General features: G+C 38.7%; 26 protein-coding genes and 1 pseudogene. 6 read left to right on the forward strand and 21 right to left on the reverse strand.

Features of this window, described 5'->3' with window-relative positions; genetic code table 11:
• The first annotated feature begins 28 nt into the window (after positions 1-28).
• The 3 genes from N8M95_RS01315 to N8M95_RS01325 all read left to right on the forward strand — a co-directional run bounded on the left by N8M95_RS01315 (position 29) and on the right by N8M95_RS01325 (position 2,651).
• Positions 29-838, forward strand: a complete 810-nt coding sequence (locus tag N8M95_RS01315; RefSeq protein WP_120718766.1) for a Cof-type HAD-IIB family hydrolase — start codon at positions 29-31, stop codon at positions 836-838.
• 141 nt (positions 839-979) lie between these two features.
• Positions 980-1,888 carry an ABC transporter ATP-binding protein gene (locus N8M95_RS01320; protein ID WP_247933215.1) on the forward strand — a complete coding sequence of 303 codons (909 nt, stop codon included), beginning with the start codon at positions 980-982 and terminating at the stop codon, positions 1,886-1,888.
• Positions 1,889-1,898: 10 nt separating this feature from the next.
• Positions 1,899-2,651, forward strand: coding sequence for an ABC transporter permease (locus N8M95_RS01325; protein ID WP_247933214.1), 753 nt, complete (start codon positions 1,899-1,901; stop codon positions 2,649-2,651).
• A 38-nt stretch (positions 2,652-2,689) separates the two neighbouring features.
• Here the strand turns inward: N8M95_RS01325 and N8M95_RS01330 are convergent, their stop codons facing one another.
• From N8M95_RS01330 to N8M95_RS01425, 19 genes are all read right to left on the reverse strand, one after another.
• Positions 2,690-3,568 carry a sensor histidine kinase gene (locus N8M95_RS01330; protein ID WP_247933213.1) on the reverse strand — a complete coding sequence of 293 codons (879 nt, stop codon included), beginning with the start codon at positions 3,566-3,568 and terminating at the stop codon, positions 2,690-2,692.
• The gene (locus N8M95_RS01335) at positions 3,565-4,266 is read right to left on the reverse strand and encodes a response regulator transcription factor (RefSeq protein ID WP_247933212.1); all 702 of its coding nucleotides are present in this window, start codon (positions 4,264-4,266) and stop codon (positions 3,565-3,567) included. The genes N8M95_RS01330 and N8M95_RS01335 overlap by 4 nt, the downstream gene beginning before the upstream one ends.
• Before the next feature lie 190 nt (positions 4,267-4,456).
• Positions 4,457-5,332: an N-carbamoylputrescine amidase gene (gene aguB / locus N8M95_RS01340; RefSeq protein WP_261116449.1), complete on the reverse strand. Its 876-nt coding sequence runs from the start codon at positions 5,330-5,332 to the stop codon at positions 4,457-4,459.
• Positions 5,333-5,341: 9 nt separating this feature from the next.
• Positions 5,342-6,427, reverse strand: coding sequence for an agmatine deiminase (gene aguA, locus N8M95_RS01345; RefSeq protein WP_261116450.1), 1,086 nt, complete (start codon positions 6,425-6,427; stop codon positions 5,342-5,344).
• A complete protein-coding gene (gene nspC, locus N8M95_RS01350; protein ID WP_261116451.1) occupies positions 6,424-7,551 on the reverse strand; it encodes a carboxynorspermidine decarboxylase in 1,128 nt (375 codons plus the stop codon). The genes aguA and nspC overlap by 4 nt, the downstream gene beginning before the upstream one ends.
• Complete coding sequence (locus N8M95_RS01355) at positions 7,551-8,810, reverse strand: saccharopine dehydrogenase family protein (RefSeq protein WP_261116452.1); 1,260 nt, start codon at positions 8,808-8,810, stop codon at positions 7,551-7,553. Before N8M95_RS01355 ends, nspC begins: the two co-directional genes overlap by 1 nt.
• Entirely contained in the window at positions 8,807-9,667 is an 861-nt protein-coding gene (gene speE, locus N8M95_RS01360; RefSeq protein WP_000366713.1) for a polyamine aminopropyltransferase, read from the reverse strand. The genes N8M95_RS01355 and speE overlap by 4 nt, the downstream gene beginning before the upstream one ends.
• Positions 9,668-11,128: an aminotransferase class I/II-fold pyridoxal phosphate-dependent enzyme gene (locus tag N8M95_RS01365; protein ID WP_261116453.1), complete on the reverse strand. Its 1,461-nt coding sequence runs from the start codon at positions 11,126-11,128 to the stop codon at positions 9,668-9,670.
• Between the two features lie 554 nt (positions 11,129-11,682).
• Positions 11,683-11,994 carry a hypothetical protein gene (locus tag N8M95_RS01370; protein WP_020901364.1) on the reverse strand — a complete coding sequence of 104 codons (312 nt, stop codon included), beginning with the start codon at positions 11,992-11,994 and terminating at the stop codon, positions 11,683-11,685.
• Between the two features lie 184 nt (positions 11,995-12,178).
• Complete coding sequence (locus N8M95_RS01375; RefSeq protein WP_261116454.1) at positions 12,179-13,051, reverse strand: DUF4300 family protein; 873 nt, start codon at positions 13,049-13,051, stop codon at positions 12,179-12,181.
• Positions 13,052-13,136: 85 nt separating this feature from the next.
• Complete coding sequence (locus N8M95_RS01380; protein WP_261116455.1) at positions 13,137-14,876, reverse strand: glycoside hydrolase family 13 protein; 1,740 nt, start codon at positions 14,874-14,876, stop codon at positions 13,137-13,139.
• A gap of 173 nt (positions 14,877-15,049) precedes the next feature.
• Complete coding sequence (locus N8M95_RS01385; RefSeq protein WP_261116456.1) at positions 15,050-15,541, reverse strand: nucleotidyltransferase domain-containing protein; 492 nt, start codon at positions 15,539-15,541, stop codon at positions 15,050-15,052.
• Between the two features lie 63 nt (positions 15,542-15,604).
• The gene (locus N8M95_RS01390; RefSeq protein WP_261116457.1) at positions 15,605-16,486 is read right to left on the reverse strand and encodes a diacylglycerol/lipid kinase family protein; all 882 of its coding nucleotides are present in this window, start codon (positions 16,484-16,486) and stop codon (positions 15,605-15,607) included.
• A 111-nt stretch (positions 16,487-16,597) separates the two neighbouring features.
• Positions 16,598-17,452, reverse strand: coding sequence for an ADP-ribosylglycohydrolase family protein (locus N8M95_RS01395; RefSeq protein ID WP_261116458.1), 855 nt, complete (start codon positions 17,450-17,452; stop codon positions 16,598-16,600).
• A 47-nt stretch (positions 17,453-17,499) separates the two neighbouring features.
• Complete coding sequence (locus tag N8M95_RS01400) at positions 17,500-18,270, reverse strand: alpha/beta hydrolase (RefSeq protein WP_261016581.1); 771 nt, start codon at positions 18,268-18,270, stop codon at positions 17,500-17,502.
• Between the two features lie 207 nt (positions 18,271-18,477).
• The gene (locus N8M95_RS01405) at positions 18,478-19,095 is read right to left on the reverse strand and encodes an RpiB/LacA/LacB family sugar-phosphate isomerase (protein WP_084887998.1); all 618 of its coding nucleotides are present in this window, start codon (positions 19,093-19,095) and stop codon (positions 18,478-18,480) included.
• A gap of 333 nt (positions 19,096-19,428) precedes the next feature.
• Entirely contained in the window at positions 19,429-20,013 is a 585-nt protein-coding gene (locus N8M95_RS01415; RefSeq protein WP_001005371.1) for a Cap15 family cyclic dinucleotide receptor domain-containing protein, read from the reverse strand.
• A 5-nt stretch (positions 20,014-20,018) separates the two neighbouring features.
• A complete protein-coding gene (locus N8M95_RS01420; RefSeq protein WP_001270697.1) occupies positions 20,019-20,906 on the reverse strand; it encodes a nucleotidyltransferase domain-containing protein in 888 nt (295 codons plus the stop codon).
• A gap of 134 nt (positions 20,907-21,040) precedes the next feature.
• The gene (locus tag N8M95_RS01425; protein WP_001178677.1) at positions 21,041-21,472 is read right to left on the reverse strand and encodes a recombinase zinc ribbon domain-containing protein; all 432 of its coding nucleotides are present in this window, start codon (positions 21,470-21,472) and stop codon (positions 21,041-21,043) included.
• Here N8M95_RS01425 and N8M95_RS01430 point away from each other — a divergent pair.
• The 3 genes and pseudogenes from N8M95_RS01430 to N8M95_RS01440 all read left to right on the forward strand — a co-directional run.
• A pseudogene (locus N8M95_RS01430) lies at positions 21,470-21,649 on the forward strand (Y-family DNA polymerase); the annotation flags it as partial. The gene N8M95_RS01425 and the pseudogene N8M95_RS01430 overlap by 3 nt on opposite strands.
• On the forward strand, positions 21,646-22,014 hold the full coding sequence (locus N8M95_RS01435) for a hypothetical protein (protein WP_000567197.1): 369 nt from the start codon (positions 21,646-21,648) through the stop codon (positions 22,012-22,014). The pseudogene N8M95_RS01430 and the gene N8M95_RS01435, both read left to right, overlap by 4 nt.
• Positions 22,001-22,300, forward strand: a complete 300-nt coding sequence (locus N8M95_RS01440; RefSeq protein ID WP_001072467.1) for a DUF5960 family protein — start codon at positions 22,001-22,003, stop codon at positions 22,298-22,300. Before N8M95_RS01435 ends, N8M95_RS01440 begins: the two co-directional genes overlap by 14 nt.
• A gap of 117 nt (positions 22,301-22,417) precedes the next feature.
• Here N8M95_RS01440 and msr(D) read toward each other — a convergent pair whose 3' ends face one another.
• Entirely contained in the window at positions 22,418-23,881 is a 1,464-nt protein-coding gene (gene msr(D), locus N8M95_RS01445) for an ABC-F type ribosomal protection protein Msr(D) (RefSeq protein ID WP_261116459.1), read from the reverse strand.
• 119 nt (positions 23,882-24,000) lie between these two features.
• On the reverse strand, positions 24,001-25,218 hold the full coding sequence (gene mef(A) / locus N8M95_RS01450) for a macrolide efflux MFS transporter Mef(A) (protein ID WP_000417519.1): 1,218 nt from the start codon (positions 25,216-25,218) through the stop codon (positions 24,001-24,003).
• Positions 25,219-25,255 lie beyond the last annotated feature (37 nt).

Below are 25,255 nucleotides of genomic sequence, written 5' to 3' on the forward strand. Positions count from 1 at the left end.
AAGCAAAACACGTAGAAAAGGAAGTCTTATGATTAAACTACTAGCCTTGGATATGGACGGAACCCTCCTCAATGAAGCCAAGGAAATCCCACAAGCTCACATTACTGCTATTCACCAAGCCATTGAAAAAGGTGTCAAACTGGTTCTCTGTACGGGGCGCCCGCTTTTCGGTGTCCTCCCCTACTATAAAAAACTGGGACTAGACCTCCAGAATGAGTACGTTATTGTGAACAACGGTTGCTCAACTCATCAAACTAGCGACTGGAGCTTAGTTGACTGGCAAGAACTCAGTCCAGCTGACATCGAATACCTCTATGACCTTGCTGAAAAAAGTGAGGTTCAGTTGACACTTTTTGACGAGGAGCATTATTTTGTCCTCGGTGGCAAGCCAAATCAAGTCATTGAAAATGATGCCAAACTAGTCTTTTCAGACCTGACTGAAATTTCCCTTGAGGAAGCTACCAGTGGTAAGTACCGTATGTTCCAAGGTATGTTTTTAGGTACAGAGGAGCAAACAGATGATTTTGAGCAGCGTTTTGCTGAGGAACTCTGCCAACGATTTAGCGGAGTTCGTTCGCAGCCTGTCATTTATGAAGCTATGCCACTTGGTACGACAAAGGCTACTGCTCTGTCACGCTTGGCTGAGATTTTGAAGATTTCGCCATCAGAAATCATGGCCATGGGTGATGCCAATAACGATATCGAAATGCTCCAGTTTGCAGGCCTTGGGATTGCAATGGGAAATGCCAGCGATTATGTCAAATCTCTTGCGGATGCCGTTACAGCAAGCAACGAAGAAGACGGCGTTGCGCGTGCCATTGAGAAATATATTTTATAATTAAGAAGCCCAGTTCATGTCAACTGGGTTTTGATATTTAAGAATTCCTAAAACTTTAGAAACTCTTTAGAAATGCTTGAGCTTTCTTTGATTTCTATGCTTTATACTAAAGTTATCAAAATAAATCAAAAGGAGAGAATCATGAAAACAGTACTCGACATTCATGGATTGTCCAAAAACTTTGACAAACAAGCTATCCTTCAGGATCTTCATCTAACGATAAGAGAGGGAGATATTTATGGACTTATTGGGAAGAATGGAGCTGGGAAAACCACCTTAATCAAAATCATTACGCAACTACTGTTTGCGGATAAAGGGACAGTTTCCCTCTTTTCTAGTCAATCGGAAAATGAGTGGACCAAGGCTCTATCTCGAGTAGGTTCTGTTATCGAATCACCCGTAGCTCATAATCACTTAACAGCCTATCAAAATCTGAAATATTACTGTATGATTCGTCATATTCCAAATGCTGATCAAGTCATTCGCGAAACGCTGGACTATGTAGGTTTGGCAGATACAGGTAAAAAAGTCTTTCGAGATTTCTCTCTTGGAATGAAGCAAAGACTTGGCATCGCCATTGCCCTTCTCTCCAAACCAGACTTCCTGATTTTAGATGAACCTATCAACGGTCTCGACCCAATCGGTATCAAAGAATTTCGTCTGATGATTCAACGGCTCAATCAAGAAAAAGGGATCACCATTCTCATCTCTAGCCATATCTTGTCAGAACTCTATCTCCTAGCCAATCGTTTTGGTATTTTAGATCAAGGCAAGATTATCCGTGAAATCAGCAAAGCTGAATTTGAAACACTAAGTGAGGATTATATTGTGCTTAAGACAGTCGACCAAGATAAAGCTTGTCAAGTATTGAAAGAACAAATCCAGCTCCAGTTCAAGGTTGTCAATCCTGAGAATGAAATCCACATCTTTGGTCAGGAACAAGATGTCAAACAGATTCTCAAAAAATTAACCTTGGCAGATGTTGACATTGACGAGATTTACTATGCCCGTCAAAACCTAGAAGAATACTTCACTCAATTGGTCGAATAGGAGGAAAATCATGATACATACCATTCAAGCAGACTTTTACCGTCTTTTCCGCTCCAAAGGTTTTTGGATTACAGAGTTCATTCTCTTTGTACTCATGTTAATGGGGGCTGTTTTTGGGGCTACTGGCCATCTAATGGCAATCCAGACAGAAGAGCCAGACATTCCAACCCATGGTTGGGACGGTGTACAAGCCCTGATCAACGCATCTAGTCAAGGTTCAAACCTCGTTTTTCTCTGTATTATTCTAACTTGTCTAGTTCTCGGTGTTGATTTAATCGGCAAACTCTATAAAAATAATTTAACAGTGGGTGTTTCTCGTACCGAGTTTTTCCTTGCCAAAGCCTTTGTAGTGGCTTGTATTGCACTTTTGCAACTTATCATCAGCCTTGTGATTGCCTTTATTCCAGCAACTATCTTAAATGGATTTGGAACTATGCCTGATGGCTTTATTGGCAATTTACTGATAACCATTTCCCTTCAATTCCTTTGCCTCCTTGCTTGGCTTTCCATTGTTTCCTTCATCCTCTATGTTAGTCATTCTTATCTTGCGGTATTTATTGGTTATTTGGTCAGCTCTATCTTACTTTCTATGCCAATGCTCCTTTTTCCAAATATCAAAATTTTGCCATATTTATCATTGCAGTTTGCCTATGCTATGACTGCTAATAGTGAATCCATTTTCTATACACTTATAGTTAGCTTAGCTGCTATTCTAATCTTTAATCTAAGTGGACTGGCAGTTTTCAAAAAGAAAAGTCTATAAAAAAGGCCTCCTCTAGCCTACAGAGGAGGTTTATTTCGTTAAAAATAAACGAAAACCGACAACCACTGGCCATCTGTGCTTAGTTTCATCTCTGCACCGAGAAGATGACATAATTCCTCAGTGATATAAAGGCCTAAACCAGAGGATTCTTCGGTATCTGATAGATTTTCAGAATAAAAACGGTTGCTGAGATTTTCTATTCTTTTGATGGGTTGTTTGACAAGGTTTGCAATCTCTAAGACAAGCTGTTCCTTTTCCTTTCTCAAAGATAGCCGCGCTTCTTCCTTGCCATGCTTGAGGACATTTCCAAGCAAATTTTGTAAAATTCGATCCAGCAAGTCTTCATCGGTCCTCATTTTTAAACCAGCTTCAACCTTAAAATCAAGGGTGATATTTGCCGCCTGAAAAATATCATAATAAGCCAGAGTCTTTTTGGTGATAAAAGCTGAAAGATCCACTTCTTCCAGTTTCGGTTTGACAGCCCCTTCCATCAAACGACGATATTCTAGGAGTGCTTCCAAACGTTTAGAAACTAAATCAAGATGCTGGGCTATTTTTTGTAAGGTTTCTGCTTTATCTTCAGGAGATTTTATCAATTGTTGGGTGTAGCCTGAAGCGATAGTCAGAGGCGTCCGAATATCATGGGCGATATTGCTGATGGCCATATCCAGAGTTTGCTTTTCCCTTTTCATCACCAACCGAGATTGTTCCACTTCCTGAAATAGATTCTCAATCTGCTGGTAGAGATGTAAAAAATGTTTGGAAAAAATGCTGACTCCGACTCTTTTCATACTACCTGTGAGAATCTTGTCTTCAATCTGTTGACTCAAGTTTTTAAGTGCTAGATGGTATCGAATCAATGCAATCGATAAAATAATCAGGAGTACCAGTAGGACAACGATTAAGATGTAGGTCATTGCTTGTCTCCTTTTAATCTTACTCCAACTCCCCAAATGGTTTCAATATATTCTTGATTTGGGTCAAGCTGGTTTAATTTTTTACGAAGATTACTCAAATGCGTATTGAGAGTATTATCTCCAGGTAGATAGCTCTCCTCCCAGACCAATTCATAAAGTTCTTCCTTGGTAAAAATTTTCTTAGGATGTTTGAGAAGAGTTTGGAGAATCAAGCATTCTTTTTTGGCAAGTCGAATCGTTTCCTGGCTATTTTTGATTTCAAAACTTTCTGCATCAAACTGGATATTTTTCAAGTTTTGTGGCAGATTTTCAGTTTTTCCTATTTCCATAGGCTGTTTTTCTACGCTTTGACGCAATTGAACAGTAACTCTGGCAAAGACTTCGTCCAAATCAAAAGGTTTGACTATGTAATCATTGGCACCGTCTAAGAGGTATTGACTGATTAACTTCTTATCGCTTAAAGCCGTTAGCATAATGACTGGAATTTGACTTTCTTCCCTGATAGCTTTTAAAACCTGATCCCCATTTTTCCCAGGAAGCATGATATCTAGCAAAACGAGGTCAATCCCACCTTGGTCAAAACGCATGATTCCTTCTGTACCAGAAAAGGCTTGAATCACCTCATGCTCCTCGGTAAGTAGTGTTCGTAAAATCTCTTGAATGTCACTATTGTCTTCAATGACCAATATCCTAGCCATAAATACCAACCTTTCTGCAACTATTATAGCATGTTTTATTGATAAAGCTTAAACAGAAAAGCTCCTCGCATCAAAGTGCGAGAAAGCCTTAGAGGGTTAAAATATAAAATCCACTTACTAGACAACATTGTATCCTTATAGTTGCTAGTAAAAACGAGTCTAGCAGAATAAATCTCTCATTTCATAATTACTAGTCCGTAATTCGTTGATACATTTCTGGTCTTCTATCTCGAAACAAGCCCCAGTTTAGGCGTTCACTTGCTCCCTTGTCTAGATCATAAGTAGCTAACAGAATAGCTTCATCTTGTCTTTCAGCTCGCTCTATAATCGCTCCTGTTTCATCCGTCATAAAGGACGAACCGTAGAAGTCAAGACTGGAACTTTGTCCACCATTTTCCTCGCTTGGAGTGACTTCCTCTAAGCCATAACGATTGGCTGCAATGACTGGAACAATATTTGCTGCTGCGTGGCCTTGCATGGTACGTTGCCAATGTCCACAACTATCCGTATCTAAAATTGGCTCTGAACCGATAGCTGTAGGATAAAAGAGCAATTCTGCCCCATTCAGAGCAAGACAGCGGGCTGTTTCAGGGAACCATTGATCCCAACAGATACCAATACCAATCTTAGCATAGCGAGTATCCCAGACCTTGAAACCTGTATTTCCAGGAGTAAAGTAAAATTTCTCTTGATAATAATGGTCGTCTGGTATGTGGGTCTTCCGATAAACACCCAGCACTTCCCCATCTGCATCAATGACGGCAATAGAGTTATACAAGACATTGCCATCTTTTTCATAGAAACTGATTGGTAAAACAACCTGTAGTTCCTTAGCAATCACCTTAAAATGCTGAATAGCTGTATTTTCTGCTACAGATTGGGCATGCTGGTAGTAGTCATACTGACGTTCCTGACAGAAATAGGGACGTTCAAACAACTCGGGCAAGAGAATAATTTGTGCGCCTTGTTCTGCAGCCTGACGTACTAAACGATCTGCGGTTTGGATATTTGTTGCCACATCCTTAGCGCATTGCATCTGAATGGCTGCAACTCTTACATTTCTCATCTTTTTCTCCTATTCTGGGATTTGTTGGGTGATACAGTGGATATTGCCACCACCTAAAAGAATATCTCTGGCTGGAATTCCGACAACTTTACGGTCTGGGAAACACTTACTGAGGATATCTAAGGCCACTTTGTCGTTTACGTCTTGAAACTGAGGAACTAGGACAGCCTTGTTGGCGATATAAAAGTTTACGTAGGAAGCTGCTAGTCGTTCACCTGCGTATCGCTCTTCTTCTCCTTCTTCATAGATGTAGCCTGGCAAATCCTCTTCTGTCACAACTTGACGAACTGCAGGGATAGGCAATTTATGAATGGTGAAGTGACGACCTTTTGCATCTGTTTCTTGCTCTAAGAGTTCGAGATCTGCTTTTGACATGGCATGCTGAGGATCACTTTTATCGTCCGTCCAAGCCAAGACAAGCTCAGCAGGACCAACGAAGGCAGCAACATTGTCAATGTGTTCATTGGTTTCATCCTGATAAATACCATAAGGCAGCCAGATAACTTTTTCAGCTCCAAGGCTCTCTAATAAGGTATTCTTAATTTCCTCTTTAGTCAGATGAGGATTGCGACCGGGACTAAGTAAGCAACTTTCAGTTACGAGAATGGTTCCTTGACCATCGCTGTGGATTGCGCCTCCTTCTAGGACAAAAGGTTTCGCATCGTAAACAGGCATTTCCAAGGCCTCAGCAAAACGAGTGGCTACTTGGTCATCATCTTCATAGTCTTGGTAGAGACCATCTACAGCTCCACCCCAAGCATTGAAAGACCAATCCACGGCTAATTTCTGGCCCTCATCATTGACAAGAATGGTTGGTCCAGTATCACGTGCCCAGGCATCATTGGTGGGAATGTCTAAATAAACGACCTTATCTCCAAGGTAGTCTTGGGCTTCAGCTAAGTAGTCTTGCTCTACCAAAAGATAAACTCTTTCCCCTTCTGCAATGGTCTTAATAATCTGGCTAAAAGCTGTTTTAGCAGCTTTTCCTTGAAAGGGCCATGAACCTGGTCGAGTCGGCCATATCATGAGGGTGCCATGATGGTGTTCATACTCTGCTGGCATACGATAGCCTAATTTTTTTGGACTGTCCATCATGATAATCTCCCTTTAAAGTCTTGATAACCAAAAGATTTGACTAAGCTACAGTCTCCTTGTTCGTCCATAAGATAGAGACTTGGCAATCCAATACCATTAAAGGTATTATTTTTAACAAATGAGTAAATAGCCATGTCCTCAAAGTAAAGTCTATCTCCAATCTCAACAGGATTTTCAAAACTATAATCACCAATCACATCGCCTGTCAGACAGGTATTGGAAGAAAGTCTATAAGTATGGGCTTTTTCCTGTGCCTCAAAGCCATTTCTCAAAGGTGGACGATAGGGCATCTCAAGTACATCAGGCATATGGCAGGTCGCAGAGGCGTCTAAAACCAAGATTTCCATACCATTTTCTACAATATCTAATACTTCAGTTGCTAGATAACCTGCATTGAGCGCAATGGCTTCACCCGGCTCGATATAGACTTCAAGATTGTAAGTTTCTCGGATACGCTTGATTTCTGAAATCAGCAAATCCACATCGTAACCTTCTCTTGTGATGTGGTGTCCGCCCCCCATATTGAGCCATTTGACCTCATGTAAGTAAGGACCAAACTGCGCTTCTACTGCTTTCAAAGTTGTCTGTAAATCATCTGCTCCCTGCTCGCAAAGGGTGTGAAAATGAAGACCGTCTACCAATTCCAGCAAATCACTCGGTATCTTGTCTGAAGTTACTCCAAAACGGGAACCAGGTGCACAAGGGTCATAGAGCGCGTGGTCACCTTGAGTTGAACACTGAGGGTTGAGGCGCAAACCAACACTGATACCAGCATCTCGACAACGCGGACCGTGTTTACGCAACTGTCTCTCTGAGTTAAAGACGATATGGTCCGTTATCTCCAGCAATTCTTCCAAGTCTGCATCCTTGAAAGCAGGCGCAAATACATGGACTTCTCCCGGAAATTCTTCTCTAGCTAGCTTAGCCTCGTATAGACCACTAGCCGTCGTACCAGATAGATACTGGCTAATCAAAGGATAGGTTTTGTAGAGGGAATAAGCCTTCTGGGCAAGTAAAACCTTACAGCCCGCTTCTTCTTGAACATATTGTAGGATACGGCAGTTGGCTTCTAACTTGGCCAAGTCAATGACATAGGCTGGTGTTGGTACTTGTTCTAACTTCATTAGTCCACCATTTGCGGATTTTCAACCACAACCCAAGGCAAACCATACTCATTCAAAGCTTCCATGAATGGATCTGGATCCAACTCTTCAAGGTTGTAAACTCCAGCTTGTTTCCAAGTACCGTTCATAACTAATTTGGTACCAATCATGGCTGGAACGCCTGTCGTGTAAGAAATTGCTTGTGAACCAACTTCTGAGTAACATTCCTGATGGTCGCAGACATTGTAGATGTAGATGGTCTTTTCAACACCATCTTTGACACCTGTAAAGATACAACCAATATTGGTTTTACCAACTGTACGTGGGCCAAGGCTGGCAGGATCTGGAAGCAAGGCTTTCAAGAATTGGATTGGTACAATTTCTTGCCCATTGAAGTTAATAGTATCCGTACGAAGGAGACCGACATTTTCCAAACATTTCATGTGCGTCAAGTATGATTGACCAAAAGTCATAAAGAAACGAATACGTTTAACACCTGGAATGTTCTTAGCCAATGATTCGATTTCTTCATGGTGAAGGAGATACATATCTTTTTGTCCAACTTGAGGGAAATCATACTCACGCTTGATAGACATAGCTTCAACTTCGACCCATTTTCCATCTTCCCAGTAAGAACCTGGCGCAGAAACCTCACGGAGATTAATTTCTGGGTTGAAGTTTGTCGCAAATGGATAACCGTGGTCACCACCATTACAGTCTAAAATGTCGATATAGTGGATTTCATCAAAATAGTGTTTAAGGGCGTAAGCAGAAAAGACACTAGTCACACCTGGGTCAAAACCAGAACCAAGAAGAGCGGTCAAGCCTGCTTCCTTGAATTTCTCCTGATAAGCCCATTGCCATGAGTAGTCAAAGTAAGCTGTAAAACCAAGTTCTTTGCAACGTTTCTCATAAATGGCACGCCACTCAGGATCTTCTGTGTCTTCTGCTTCGTAGTTGGCTGTATCGATATAGTGAACACCTGTTGCCAAACAAGCGTCCATAATTGTTAAATCTTGATATGGTAAAGCTACGTTCAAAACAGCTTCTGGTTTGTAGCTTTCAATCAGGGCAATCACTTCTTCTACCTTGTCAGCATCAAGAGCTGCTGTCTCAATTTTTGTACTTGTTTTGTCTTCTAGTTTAGCCTTCAAGTCATCGCATTTTGACTTGGTACGGCTAGCAATCATAATTTCTGTAAAGGTTTCGCTATCTTGACAAATCTTTGAAATAGCAACTTGGGCAACGCCCCCACATCCAATAACTAGTAAACGACTCATTTTTTTCCTTCCTCTTCTTCTAAAATGTCCTCAACATACTTAGGCAACATAAAGGCCCCCACGTGTAAGTTTGCAGTGTAGTATTCTGTGAAAAGCTGGCGTTTTTTCCAGCCTTCCTTGTCAAAATCTTTGACAGGGTGGTATTTTTTCGATGCAAATCCAAACAACCAATAGCCAGCTGGACTGGTTGGGATGTGGGCCTGATAGACCCGACTGATTGGAAAGGCTTGATTGACCTTGCGGTGCATGCTTCGACAAGCTGACTCATCCTCGTCAAAGAAGGGACTCCCATGCTGGTAAATCATGATGCCGTCTTCTTTCAAGGCTCTGTAACTGTTGCCGTAAAATTCTTTGGTAAAGAGCCCTTCCGTATGTCCAAATGGATCTGTCGCATCGTTGATGATAATATCGTAATCATCTTCGCAGTTTCGCAAAAAGCGTAGCCCATTTTGATAGTAAATGGTAACACGAGGGTCATCTAGTCCTGCAGCAAAGTCTGGGAAATACTCACGACAAACCTCAACCAGCATCTCATCTGGTTCCACGATATCGATTTGTTCCAATTCTGGATAGAGTGTTAAAACTTGTGCAACACCACCGTCGCCACCCCCAATAACTAAAACTTTCTTTGGATTTGGGTGAACAGCCATGGGGACATGAACGGTCATTTCGTTGTAGACAAAATCATCAGCATCTGAGAACAAGACATGCCCATTCAAAATCAAAATCTTTCCAAAAGCTGGCGTATCCAAGACTTCGATATCCTGCCATTCACTTTTACCAGCGTAGAGTTGCTTGGCTGTTCTCAGGGACAATTTGACATCTGGGGTATGAACTTCAGAAAACCATAAATCCATCTAGTTCTCCTTTCTCTTAATAACGTTGATGTGATTGACCTCAGGATCTTCCGTCCCTTGGAGGGAGCAACCACGTTCCTTGGCAAATTGGATATAATCGACAATTTCTCGTGTAATGCGTTCACCAGGAGCCAAAATAGGAATCCCTGGAGGATAACACATGACAAATTCCCCACAGACCTGTCCAACAGAATTGTCCAAGGTTAAACTTTTTCTCTCTGAATAGAAGGCTTCCTGAGGAGATAGAACCAACTCCGGTTGGATATATTCTCCAGCGATCAAATCTTTTCCATCTCTCGAGTAGAGTCTCTTGATATCAGCTAAAGCACCGACTAATCGTTCAATATCTTGGATGCGGTCACCGATCGAAATGTAAGCCAAGATATTGCCGATATCACCAAACTCAATCTGAATGTCGTATTCGTCTCGCAGGAGGTCATAAACCTCGATACCTGTTAAGCCAATACCCTGAGTGTAAACTGACAGCTTGGTCACATCAAAATCGCAAACGGACACTCCGTCTATTAACTCTTTTGAGTAGGCATAGTAACCACCGATAGCATTGATTTCACGACGAGCATACTCGGATAGCTCAATGACCTTCTCAAACGACTCTTTACCACGAAGGGCAAGGTTGCGACGTGAAATATCCAAACTAGCCATCAACAAGTAAGAGGCGGATGTTGACTGGGTCAGGTTAATTATCTGACGAACGTATTCAGGATTCATCTGCTCCCCGATAAGTAAAATGGAGCTTTGGGTCAAACTCCCACCAGACTTATGCATGGAAACTGCTGCCATATCAGCCCCTGCATCCATGGCAGAAATTGGAAGCTTATCAGTGAAATGCAAATGCGCTCCGTGGGCTTCATCTACTAAAACCATCATGCCAGCTTCATGAGCCATTTCCGTTAAACCCTTGAGGTCTGAACAAATTCCATAGTAGGTAGGATTGTTAATTAGGATAGCTTTAGCATCTGGATGTTCCTTAATGGCCTGTGCAACACGGTCATTTTCAAGACCTAAAGCGATACCAATTTTAGGGTTCACACTCATCTCGATATAGATGGGAATAGCACCACATAGAACCAACGCATTGATAGCAGATTTGTGGACATTACGTGGCAGAATAATCTTATCTCCAGCCTTGCAGGTTGCCAGAATCATAGTCTGCACCGATGAAGTTGTTCCTCCAATCATGAGAAAAGCATGGCTAGCTCCAAAAGCATCCGCAGCTAATTCTTCTGCATCCCTAATAATAGAAATAGGATGCCCTAAATTATCCAAGGGTTTCATAGAATTGACATCTATGCCTACACATTTTTCACCTAAAAGTTCGACAAGTTCTGGATTTCCCCGTCCACGCTTGTGACCTGGAACATCAAAGGGAACAATCCTTTTCTTGCGTAACTTCACCAAGGCCTCATAAATTGGGGCTTGGTTTTGATCTAACTCTTTCAAGACATACTCCTTTACCATATTTTTAGCGCCTCAAGAAGACGAAGGCGACTAAAGGTTGACTCATGAAAAAAGAGCAGGATTTCACCTGCTCTGCAATCTTCTGACGTTTTTATGTTTGTTTCTGTTGAGTATGTCTGTTCCCGATGTTTCCTAACTCTCTAGTAGCAAATATTACGTACTTTATTGATCGTTTCACAAGATGACGTGTGCTTTCACCACACTAAAAATTTATGAATTAGGACAAGTGTCCTAACATCAACTTATAAAAGTAGGCTTTTAACCCTATCAATAATGTGGCTTTTCAACCACGCTTCGGCATTCAACCCTGCCTGTCCGTAGGCATTTTTTACTCGGGTTTATATTTGCTAGAAAACATCATCTCATTTTCTAAGCTTTATTAATATAACATACTTTCAACACTCTGTAAAGTGCTTTTTTGAAAAAACGTCTATTTTTGTTCGGAAATATATTGTTTTATATAGATTTGTAGAAGTTTAATAATATGAAAGCGGATATAAAAAGAACTAGAAGATTTTAGTTCTCAGATTTTGTATTTAACGAATGCTATGCTTATTCATCTTTTGTTCAAAAATAGTCGTGATAATCTGACGCAATTCTTCGCGTTCTTTTTCTGGTATTTCACCACTTGTTTGAGCTGCGGCGTAGAGTTCAGGGTGTTCAATTGAAATACGTTTAATCGTACGTGTTGTTGCATGTTTTCTGACGAAAAATGGGATTCGCTTAATCAAGTCTTGGGGTACTAGTGCAAGAATTTTCTCAGCAGTTTCCTTGTCACTAATCTTAGACGTCGTAAGCCCCTTCTTAATCATTTCCTGTTCTTTTTCTGTAAAATCTTTTAATTCCATTCGATTAGTCCTCCTATTTTCTTTAAGTTAAATTATATACCAATCCAGATAAAACTACAAATGGACTGTTTTGAAAATATGTGCAATACCCTAAAGAGTGGTTTCTGGATATTAACGATTGAAATAATCCACCAACTCATCAAAAATATAAATGTCCTAGGATTACTGTCATATCGTACCACAATTAAAGATTAACCCACTTATCATTATCCATGATGAAAGGCTTAGCCAGTCCATCACCTGTATAGTCCGCGTACTTGGTGCCTAAATACTTGTAACAATCCTCCTTGCTGGCAAATTTAATCGCTTGGTAGGGCTCTTCGAACGTTAATTTCTCTACAAATAAGAAGCCATCATCAGCAGGCACTAAAACACCAACGTGTCCAACAAACAGAAACTCACCATCCAGATTGTCGTGCAAGACTACAGATAGCATTCGAGCTTTGTCGTTGAATTGAAATTGAGAGAAGAATTTTTCCATCTTTTCAGCGTGAACCTTGACATCTGTAGTTGCTTCAGTTGGAACTCTCGAAAATAGAATATCAAACTCTTCCTTATCTTTTGCATCAAAGACCTTTCCCTTATCAATGGCATCGTTATCTAGGAAAAGCAATTGGTCATTCTTTTCAAGCTTTGGAATAGTGACTGAATTTTTCAAAAGACAATAACTATTGATACGGCAGTTGGTCCCAACAAAATCGCCCTTTTTTTGATTCCAGAGATGACTGATTTTCTCAACATCGTATTCTGTGTGAGTAAAGGAAGTGAAATCTCCTGATAAGCCAGTTGACCCGACAATGGTATTGTAATCATTTACAAGATTAAAAAATGCATTAACACTATTTGGATCCAAATTGGCTGATAAGAGTGATTTAACCTCTTCTGTACTTACCTGATTGTTTAGATTGGTGTATGAAGCTTTCCATGGAACTTTAGCTGAACTGGTTTGCCTTTGATTCGTCCCTTCAGAAGTAGCATGTTGTTGTTGACAAGCAGTCAAGCCCAAGAACAAGGCTGAACAGATTCCTAATGTGACTAATTTTCTTGATACCATCATCTCTTTCTCCTTTTACAGGTTTAGTAACTAGCCTTATTATACTATATAAGTGGTGAAATGGACCATAATCTTCATCCACTAGTTTTTAGAAAATCACAAAACCTTTTGGAGAGATCACAAGCTGATTCTCCAATTCTTGGCAATTGCTTGCTAGTGTTACTACTTCTTTCTCTAAAAGATAATCTTCTTTTGATTGGTTGAAGATGGCTTTAAGGATCTGGTCTTCGTATTTCCATTCAAGAGCTACTAGATCTGGTTTGATTTCTTGGAGACTATACTTACCATGCGAAATGATTGCTGACGCGTGTTTGCGAATCTGGATTAGCTTCTTCATAAAGTTCAGCATATCATTGTCACTTGATACGAGTTCCCAAGGCATACAACGACGACAATCTGGATCTGGACCGCCAGTCAAGGATAGCTCGGTTCCATAATAGATGCAGGGTGTTCCTTTTTGTAAAAAGAGAAAGGCTAGGGCTGATTTAACCAGTTGAACATCCTCATTGGCCGTCCACAAGATTCGTTCTGTATCATGCGAATCCAATAGATTAAACATAACCTCTGAAATCTGCTGTTTGTAATACATAGATTGGCCATTGATTTCATTGATGAACTGGTCTGTCTTCTTAACACCTCGTAAGAAATACTCTTTGATGCTATCAGATAAAGGATAATTCATGACCGCATGGAACTCATCTCCATTTAGCCAAGGTTGAGCCGTATGCCAGACTTCTCCTAGGATATAAAGATCAGGCTTTTTATCTAAAACTTCCTTTCGAAAATCCTTCCAGAACTGATGGTCAATCTCATTAGCCACATCCAAACGCCAAGCATCGATATTAAACTCTTCAATCCAATAAGTCGCAACCTTTAAAAGATAGTCCTTGACCTCTGAATTGGCCGTATTTAGCTTAGGCATATAGTCCTCGAAACCAAAAGCATGATAGGGTAAGTCTCTCTTATTAACTAGCTTTTCAGTTGTCACTGGGAATTGTTGGATATGGAACCAATCTTTATAAGCAGATTGCTCACCATTTTTGACAACATCTTGCCATTGAGGAGATTGCGAACCAATATGGTTAAATACAGCATCCAGCATAATTTTCATACCACGCTGGTGAGCTTGATCGACCAGCTCCCGAAAGGTCTCCTTAGCTCCAAAATGACGGTCAATTTCAAAATAATCCGTCGTATTGTACTTATGATTGCTCGTAGATTCAAAAATCGGACAAAGATAAAGTCCAGTAATGCCCAAGTCTTGCAAGTAATCCAGATAGTCAATCATCCCCTGTAAATCACCACCAAAGAAATCATCACTCTGAGGTGTGATAGATGAATCCCAGTCTAAAATTCCTTCTGGGTTTAATCGAGCATTTCCATTGGCAAAGCGTTCTGGGAAAATCTGATACCATACCGTATTTGAAACCCAATCAGGAACTTGGCATGCATCAATCTCATGAAGATAGGGCAACTTAAATCCATTTCCAATAGCATGAAGATTTTCTAGAGAATTTTCTACACAGCCTTTATCGCCATACAAAATACTTCGGCCTTCTGTATCCTTGAGTTCAAAGAGATACTGGATACGTGCAAAGTCAACTGACACTTCAACCTGCCAATAGTCAAATAAGGCATCAGAAGTTATCTTGGCCATTTCTTTTGTATCCTGATAAAACTCCTCCATAAAGATAAAAGGGTCACCATAATGCAAATTGATGCTTTCAATATCCCCTTTCTTAGTCCGAATCCGAATATGAATCATCTTATTCTTATAAAGATAGGCATACTCCGACTCAGGCCTATGGTAAATAGCGCTTAATTCCATAAATTTGTCTCCTAAAGTATTAATTCAAATTTTACGCAAACGTTTTCATAGTTATGATTCTAGTATACTACTTTCATATTTTATTTGCAAGGTTTGTCCATAGTTTCGAATGGTTTGATTCTATAAATAAAAAAGCAGCCAGTCTTACAACTTGCTACTTTCCAAATGATGATTTACAAATGTCTTTCCAGCCACTCAATTTTTTTAAAATCCTTATTGTTATTGTGCTCATTTCGATAAGAATCTTGGGAAGAAGCCTTGTAAATACTTAAAAACTGTTCTAGATTTGGAATGCGAAAAGTGATGTTTTCGAGATGAATCAATTCTATATCCGATTCCGAAACTCCTGCAAAATCAGGTAAAGAATCGATACTTCCATACTCAACACTCAGACCATCTTTTTGGAATTCATGCTCATGAATATCTATTAAGGCATAATCTAAGTGTTTCATCACTTTCATTATCTTGTCCCAGTCATAAATTCTGAGATGATCGGGTGCTTCCCAACCTCTAGGATCACCAGGCACATGAATGTCAATGTCAGACGGCCTCCATTCTTCATTTGAACGGTATTCAAAACCCAAGGACCCCATGAGAGTCGGTGTGATTCCGATTTGGTTTAAATGAGAACAAATTGTTCGAAATTCATCAAATAGAGAATTCATTCCTCCTCCAATCGTTGGTATAGAATTTAATTTCGTTGTGAATAATAAACTAATTTTTACCTTCTACTCTTTCGGTTTTGAAAATACTTCTACTCGCTGAGCTAGGACTTTGATTTCTACAGGTAGGTTATCCGATTTATCGCCGTCAACATCTGACTCCAATTCACTATCTGAAGAGATCTTAATATTACGCGCTCTGATATACTCAATATTATCATTGCCCACAACATCTCCTTTTAGTAAATCAGGAATGACGGATAATTTGGAGAATAGAGACGCATCTTTCAGAATCAAAATATTGGCATAGCCGTCCTTGTTTTCTTCAAAGATTTTCTTATCAGCGAAGTAATTTGTCAAGAGAACCAAAACATGACTAGCTTCACCAACATAATTTCCATTTTCTGTCTCAACCTTAATGTTAAAGACCTGATCCGTCATAACAGACTTCATGGTATTAACAGCATAGGCAAGAATACCAAATTTTGTCTTGTCCTCAATTTCAACATTGTGAATCGCCTCAGGTAGAGAACCGATACTAAAGATATAGCCAAAATAGTTATCATTTGCTTTACCGATATCAATCTTATTGGTTAAGTTGAAATCCAGTTCATCAATCGCGCCATCGATGTCTTGATTGATTTCCAACAGTTTTGTAATGAGGTTTCCCGTACCCCCAGGGATAATACCCAACTTGGGAATGTAGTCTCTCTCAGCAATACCCGAAATGACTTCGTTGACAGTCCCATCTCCACCGAACACAACCACTGCATCGTACTGCTCACAAGAAGCTTCTTCAGCAAAATATGTTGCATCCAGCGCTTTTTCGGTAATTTTTGTTTCCACGTGCTCAAAATATTCTTTTGCTTTATTCTCCAGCTTTTCTTTGTAATCCAAAGCCTTCTCGCCACCAGAAGTAGGGTTGATAATTAACATTGCTTTTTTCATTAATATTCTCCTCAATATTCGTTAGAAATCTTTATATTTCATTATATGAAACTAAATGTAACCCTATTATACAATGAAAACTCAGAAAAAAGAAATATGACGTACTGGAGATTAGTACGCTTTTATTCTATTTTCCCATCGTATAACTACATCCTTTAAGTGGTCATCCAAGAAAAAATAGGCCTTATCCTTTATCCAATCAGGAATACCATAAGCTGCCTCTGCAATGCTGCCAGTTATTGCAGCGAGAGTATCACTGTCGCCACCAAGTGAGATGGCATTTCTTATCGCATCTTCGAAGTTCCTACTTTCAAGAAAGGCGATAATGGCTTGAGGGACAGTTTCTTGACATGTTTCGTTAAAATGATAGTTAGGGCGAATTTCATCTAAAGTTTGAGATAGATTATAGCCATATGTCTTCTCTATATAATCCTTAATCCGTCTTTTACACTCTGTATGATTGTCATTAATTGGTTGCTCGTATTCTCTACAATAACCACCAAAGTAAAAACGACACAGAAAGATAGCATCAGCTGTAGCCATAGCACCTTTGACACCTTCTGGATGATTATGAGTTACCTCTGCAGAAAGACTCGCAAGTCCTCTAGATGATGGCCACGTACCAGTTCTCTCATAGACATCACAGTCCATGACCCAAGCACATGGAGAAACACGCATAGCTGATCCATTCCCAAAGCTATTGTAAGGCTCACGATTATCGCTGATTAGCCATGCATTAAACCGAACACCGTAATCAGCATTCGGATACAGTCTGCCGTATTTCTTCATGGCATCAATAAAGTCGTCTTTTTGTCCCCCATCCATAATCGCTTCTGCAACAGCACAGGTCATAACCGTGTCATCTGTAAAAAAGCAGTCCTTCCGAAATAAAGGAAAGTCCTTCGTTTTGATATTGTTCCATTCGTAAACAGAACCGACAATATCTCCAATAATTGCTCCGAGCATAAGATATCTCCTTGTGACATATCAGATTTATTACACATTCCCAATGGTTAACTCTTTAAAAATGGTACCACCAAATCAATCCACTCTTGAGGCAGGTAAGCTGACAAATAGCCGTGATTATAGGCCTTTGCTTCATACAAAATTGTATTTGAATGTAGCTGATGAAATAATTTCGCTGATTCTTTCACACAGTTCAATTCTTTTTCACCATAGATATACAGAACTTGAGCTTTGCTAGCAGAAATCATATCTTTCAGCTTGTAATGCCCCATATAGGTTTTGTAAATGGTCACCAATGTTTTAACAGGCGTCCTTGGCAGATCCTCCAAATAATAAGCTTTTATTTCATCTGGATAAGCCAGTTTAGGATAAATTTTGTTCATCATACCTAATTGGATTTTACAAGAGAATTTACTAAACATCAGTTTGCCAAATAGACGTACAAGAAAAATGCTGATTTTAGCCAACCTTGGTTGAGGAATACAGATACTTCCGTCTATAACAACTTTCTCAGATATGTCGCTCTCTAAGGACAAAAGTTCAATGGCAATTTGACCACCAAGTGAAACACCACCGATTGCAAACAATTTCCCACCACAGTTTGCTTTGATATAGTCTAGAATCTCCAATGCAGAATCTTCAGTAGAAACATAATCAAGTTGATATTCTTCGCCGTGACCATTCAAAGTAGGTAAAATAACACGGTATTTTTCTGACAAGATTCGTGCTTGACGAAGATAATTCCACCAAGAACTGCCACCACCATGTATCAGTAAAATAGGAGGTAAATTCTTATCACCAAATTCATGGAATTTCATGTTTAAACTCCTTACTGTAGGACTTTCACTAGCTAATTTTCCTTGTTCAATCAGCTCTTAAAAGCATTACCACACACTTGACATAAAACGAGTGAACACTATGTATGCCAAGTGATCATGTATGTATGTGGGAACATGTCTATAAACCTTTTGACGATAGCATAAGGTTATCGTTAAAAGGTATTACCCCGACAAACTGTGATTTGCTCATTTTATTAAATCAGCTATTTCTTTCTTCCCATACGCCTTTACATTCTGAATTACATCCTGTTTCCTTTTGATTGATTCAAGCAATGATATATCTAGTATATTTACGAATTCTTTAAACTGAAGCTGTCCGATGCTTCTTATCTCTTTAAGTTGCTCGGCGTCTCTTATCTTTCTCTCTGCCTCACTTTTAGGGTATCCTTGCCCAAATGGCTCTGAGAAAAGAGCTTCTATTGTTTTTTCAAGATTTTCAGTACCTGACCATGTATAATTTTCACCTAATGGTAATGATATCGCATTTCCATTATTAATCTGAGCAAATAAATAGGCATCATTCGGTGTAGGTGCATATCCGCAAATGACATCAGGCATACTATTACAAGCAAGCATCATTCCTTGTCCGGAAGAACAGCCCGTAACAACGAAATCAACTGTCCTACTTGCCAACAAGATACCTATAAGAATAGAAATTTCTATATACGAGTATTTTTCATTTTCTTCCATCGTACAGCCAAAATTTATAACCTCAGATTTCTTTGGAGCATACTTTAATACAGCATCATAGATTATTTGATTTTTGGTCGCTTGCGAACTTGCTTGAATAACTCCGATTCTCATTCTTCCCCCCTTCAACTTCTAATTTAATTATTTCTTTTTCTTTGGTTTGGGTGCCGGTAATTCATTATATATTGAATTGAACAAGCCTTTATTTTCTACACTTCATTTATTCACTGGTTGCAACTTTTGACATCAAAACTACCGCCTCCACATGTCTTGACGGTTACTACCTATACTGTGAAACGAAATCAAAGCTGCTGAATATCCGTATTAAACTATTAAACGTAACTAATGCGAGTATTTACGGCTTCGTTAATATACAGTATTGTTACATCTATGCCAAGTTTCCGATAGTTAGTTCTTCTTTCTTTATTTAAATCTTTACAAATCCAACTAGCGAGAAGGGTTGTTTATCTCAAAACTCATTGAACCTTTGGTTCCTCGATTAGTATAATAATTTCCTTCTAGTTGATTTGGATTATCAATATCAAGAATTACCGTCCCATAATGTATAGGACTTTGCAATTCAGCCCTTGGGCTATTTAAATATGTATAAATTAATTTTTGTGTTCCATTATCATTGATAATTGATGCTGTAATGCTATGGCTCGAACTTTCACCCGTTTTAAACTTAACTTTAATAGTCGTAAATGACTGTTCAATAGTAAGTTCACAATTTCTTTCATTCTGATCATAGTCCGTCTTGAAACTACCTACATAATTCGCAAATAAAATTGGAACATTATGAATCTTAGATAGTAATGGCCACCGCCATGCTGTTTTTTCAAAAATAGCCATAATAATTGCTGTAACTGATATAGCTTCACCAATATACCCAATGGCTGAATATACCAATGCCAAAATATCAGATTTAAGATTCACTGCAATCTCTTGGCCACTTATTAACAATCTTAATAACAAGCAAATTGCAAAAACCCATATTGTAATATTCAAAAATTTTTTCTGCTGTTCATTCATAAGTTTTATTTATAATCCAAAAATTCAATCATTCTAACTAAAAAAGTTTTTGTATCCTGTAAATTCCATTTCTGCTCTGAACGAAAAAGGTAATACATTCCACTTACTTCAACCCAATTTAAATTCACTTGAGACACTATGTAATATAACGCTTGCTGTAACAACCCTGTGTAGCTATTACTATTGAAAAACATCTGTTCAGGTATATTCCAGACCAAACATTCTATCAAATATGAAGAAATGCGTTCGTTTGTCAATCCTAGCTCCTGCATCTCGTTCTTAATATGCTTCATAATCCTAACTAAATATTTATATTTATAGTGAGTAGATTTATTCTTAGAGATACCATTTTGTATATGAACTTTAGGATAATTAATTACTTCATAATTTCCGTTTGAGGTAAAAAATTTGATGCCTTCAACAAATTTTTCAGATGACCTGCTACCAATATATCTATAATTTCGATATTGAAAACATGGGACTACATCTGCATTTACGTGATATGAGTTAGAATTAATATTGATACACTTATTGCCAATAGAAACTGATTCTGCACCAAATTTTGAAATTAACGCTTTAATCACTTCGTTTTTAAATACATTAGCATTGGTGCTGCTACTAGAGTAATTATAGTCTAGGTCCGATAACCCATCTACATACTCACAATAAAATAAAGATTTCACCATGATACAGATATCAATGTCGCTATTTTTCTTTACATTCGTATTATTTGCATAAGAACCTTGGGCAAAAATTTCATATTCATACTTTGAAGAGAGCCCACTCCTTTCTATTGCATCTTTAATCATTCCAATAGTATTTTCAACCCGTGTTTCTTCAGTGGCAGATAACGGCTTAATCCATGATTGTAATGCTTCTTCAGAATATCTCATTATAAAACAACTCCATTTTAGTTTTTTGGTTAATTCATAAAAAGTAACCGATATTAAAAAAATCCTACATATAATTATACCACTAAACAAGAAAAAAGGCTGCAAACATAGTGAACTATACTATGCCTACAGCCTTATAAATCAACTTCTGTTCCTTCCAAAAATCTAACGGTTATCTGTCCATCCTCCGAAATCAAAATACTATCTAGTACCTGACACATCTCAAAGGAATCATATTCCCAACACTCCTTATTTATCAATTCAGCCAGTAACACACTGTAATGCTTTTCTAATAACTGGTTTTCTTCCAAGATCTTATTCCACTTTCCATGCAACAAATCCATATTCTCACTCAGTAGTTTAACTGCCATCATTACAGCTTTCTCTAGTGTTCCCTCATCGATATGGTTATTCTGACAACCAATCTGTCCCTTTACCTTATAACGGTTGTTACACTGCCAAACTTTACGTTTGCCACGACTGGTCGTCCAGTTCTTACGTCCAAAAGCTGAACCGCATTCTGCACAGAACACCTTGGTAGTAAAAGGGTTGTCCTCATTTTGCATGATGTAGAAGAAATTGAAAAAGAAAATAGACTTCAGACAGCTATTGATGTTGTCAGAGAACAGTTTGGCTTTTTAGCCATACAAAAAGGAACCGTCCTAACTGAAGGTTCCTAAAATATTGAACGCAGTAAACTTATTGGCGGTCATTCCGCTGGTGGATTGGAGGGATTAAAATGATTGACCGTTCATCCTTACCATTTCAGTCAGCAAGAGAGTACCAGGATACAAAGATGCAAAAATGGATGGGCTTTTTCCTATCTGAACATGCATCAGCACTCTCTGATGATACAAACAAAGTAACGTACATGTCTGACTTATCACTAGAGAAGAAATTATTACTCCTCAGTCAAGTATACGCCGGGCAGCTACGCACACGCATTCAAGTGATTGAAAAAAACAAGCGTGTTTCCTACACTGGAACAATACCAAGTCTGACCAAAGATTTCATTTTGATAAAAACTACAACAGGTCACATCAATTTGAAATTAAAAGACATTATTAGTATTGAACTTGTCGAGGAGGTGCTCTATGAATCAGCTTGAGTTTCAGCGTAATCACCTACAAATGGACTATTATAGCGAGAGCTACCAAGATTTTGAACGTGACTTCTACCGCTACTCTAACATGAATATTCCATTGACCTTCCTAACTGATGATATCCTAAAAACAATGGCGACTTCACGTAAGAATTACTTTGTCCTCAATAAGGAAAAGTCCAGAGATAACCGCGATCACTTCTTCATATTTGAAGTAAGTACCGTAGATGAGAATCCGCTAATCTATCATTATACATATAAGAAAACTACAATATATTTAGCAGAAAAATAGGAGCAGTTCAATTGACTGTTCCTATTTTTAATATTCATAAAATCTAAAGTCTTTATACTCTTTAACAATGGAGTCGCCAACCAGAACAGACTATACTGACCAGCGACTACCTTAAATTTAATGTTTCAGATTTATTTTCTTATCTCTAATTTCATAAACTACATCTGCTACATTTTCGAGTAATCGTTTATCGTGGGTGATAAACACGATAGTTCCGGTGTACTCCTTCATTAGTATTTCCAAAGCCTCTAAACTTGGTATGTCAAGGAAGTTACTGGGTTCATCCATTATTAGGATGTTATATCTACCCATGAGCATTTTAGCAAGCAACAATTTTATAATTTCTCCACCGCTTAAAACAGATAAACTTTTTCCAATATCGTTCTGTTTGAACCCCATAGATGCTAGCACTGAACGAATTTCTGATATATTGTAGTCACAATCCTTCTGCATAAACTCCATAACATTCTGATTACTGTTGTACTTGTAACCATTCTGTGCAAAGTAACCTATTTTTGCCTTAGGCGAAATAGAAATTCCTTCTTCATGGTTTAAGATCATTTGGATTAAAGTTGTTTTTCCGATTCCATTACCACCAGTTAACGCCACTTTTGCTCCTAACGGAATTTGAAAAGATGCATTTTCAAACAGAGCCTTATCCCCAAATACTTTATTAATTTCTGCACCGACTATAGGGTATGGATTATGGAGCTCCAATGCTTTACTTTGCCTGAAACGAATTCTGCGAATGCCTTCCGGAGCTTCTACTTTTCCTAAGGCCGCAATCCTGTGCTCTAGGGTTTTAGCAGCATTATACATCTTTTTTTCCTTACTTCCTATTGATTTTTGATGAGCTAAACGCCCTCCGTCTTCAGTACTTTTTTTCTTTGAAGAACCTTTTGCCTTCTGTCCTATTTTACGAGCCTGTTTTCGCTTTTCCTCCGCAGCCCTTTCCAATCGGGCACGTTCCGCAATAAATTGTTCGTATTCTGCAGCTTGGCTCTTACGTTCTTCCTCTTTCTGACGAAGATAATCAGAATAGTTTCCCCAATACTCAGTGATTTTGCCATCTTTCAGTTCCCATATTTTATCTACTATTTCATCAAGAAAATAGCGGTCATGGCTAATAACTAACAGTGCACCTGTAAAATATTTTAGCTGTCCTATTAGAAAATCAATTCCTTCACGGTCTAAATGGCTCGTAGGTTCATCCGCTAAAATACCATGAACCTGTGCCGATAAGGCCTGTGCTATTTTAAGCCTTGTTTCTTCACCACCGCTCATAGTCTGTATATTTAATTGCTCAACACCTAGCTTGCCTACAAGTGCAAAATCTTTTTCCTCCTGCAGAGTTACTTCGTCCAACTGGGGAATATAGGCAAGTTCACCCAGACGATTCATTTTACATCCTGGGGGAGTTAATTCTCCTAAAAGTACCCTGAGTAAAGTGCTTTTTCCAGCACCATTTGCTCCTACTAAACCAATACGGTCATAATCATATACTTCTAATTCATTTATATCTAAAACATCGCGTCCTTTGAATTCCACACGAATGTCTTTTGCTTTTAATATTAATTCCATAACATTTCCTCCTGTCTATAATCGCATGCTTTCATTTGCTTGTATGCAGGGAAAACCCTGCGATTTTAGCAGGAAGAGTTACATGAAAATAAGATACATAAATATTCCTCCAATATTGTTTATTTTAAATCTAATTTTCTAACCTCAGTTATCATTTGGCAAACTATAGCAATGCCAATAATTAAAATACCTGATAGTAAAAACCAATGATTTACACCGATTTTATCAGCAAAGAATCCAGAAAGAATTAACCCAATTGGCATAGCAAGTGACATGATACTTCCGATCAAAGAAAATACACGTCCTAAATATTCAGGCTTAATTTTCTCCTGAAAAAGAGCTGTTTGCACACCGCTATAAAATGGCACCGAAAGCCCCATTATTGCACAGCAAACTACGAATATTACAAATCCATTTGGAGGAAGTATTCCCGAAACGGCTAAACTGGTCCCCATTATAAAAAATGAACTTGTTATTAGTAATACATGCTTTTCGAAGCCCCCTAATCTTCCTAATAATAAGCCTCCTGCTAGCATCCCAAATGCAAAGGAAATTTCCGTAATAGAAATATGCACAGGCGTTCCATTAAAGTGTTCCATGCTTATTAAAGGAAATAGTGCATTGATTGGCATATAAACAAAAGTATATAGTGTTCCTAAGAGTAATAAGGCAAACAATCCTTTGTTTTGTCTCAGAACCACAACTCCTTCTTTCATCTCCCTTATGAAATTTGGTTCTAAACTTTGCACTTGATTACCCAGCTTAGGTATACGTACAATTGCTACCGTAATAGATGCAATCACAGCACCCAATACGTCGATGGCAATAATAGCATTTAAATCCCAAACGGAGTATAAGAGTGCTGCAACTGCCGGACTAACAATATAGCTTATAGACTGCAAAGACTGACTATAGCCTGCGCATTTCGTTAGCTGTTCTTCTGGTACTAAAAGTGGTGTAACCGCATTGAGTGCTGGGGTATGAAAAGCTGTTCCAATGCTACGGATAAACAATACTATCATAATCATCCAGACAGGTAGCTCCATACAGAATGCAACAATAGCAAGCACTGCACCAGCTGCTGCGATAATTAAATCGGCACCAATCATTATCTTCTTCCTATCATGACGATCCACTAGCACACCAATGGCAGGTCCCAAAATCGCATAGGGTAAAAAACCTACTAATGAAGCCATAGACAAGACCATCGCAGATCCTGTTTTTTCTGTAAGGTAAAAAATAATCGCCATTTGCAGGATGGCACTAGTGATTAATGATACTGCTTGCCCTGCCCATATTGCATAAAATTTTCGTTTCCAATTGTTGTATTTTTCCATTTATATTATCTCCTGCATATTATTTTGCTTGAATTTC

Origin of the sequence: Streptococcus mitis (assembly GCF_946190325.1) — a bacterium.
GTDB classification, from domain to species: domain Bacteria; phylum Bacillota; class Bacilli; order Lactobacillales; family Streptococcaceae; genus Streptococcus; species Streptococcus mitis_CF.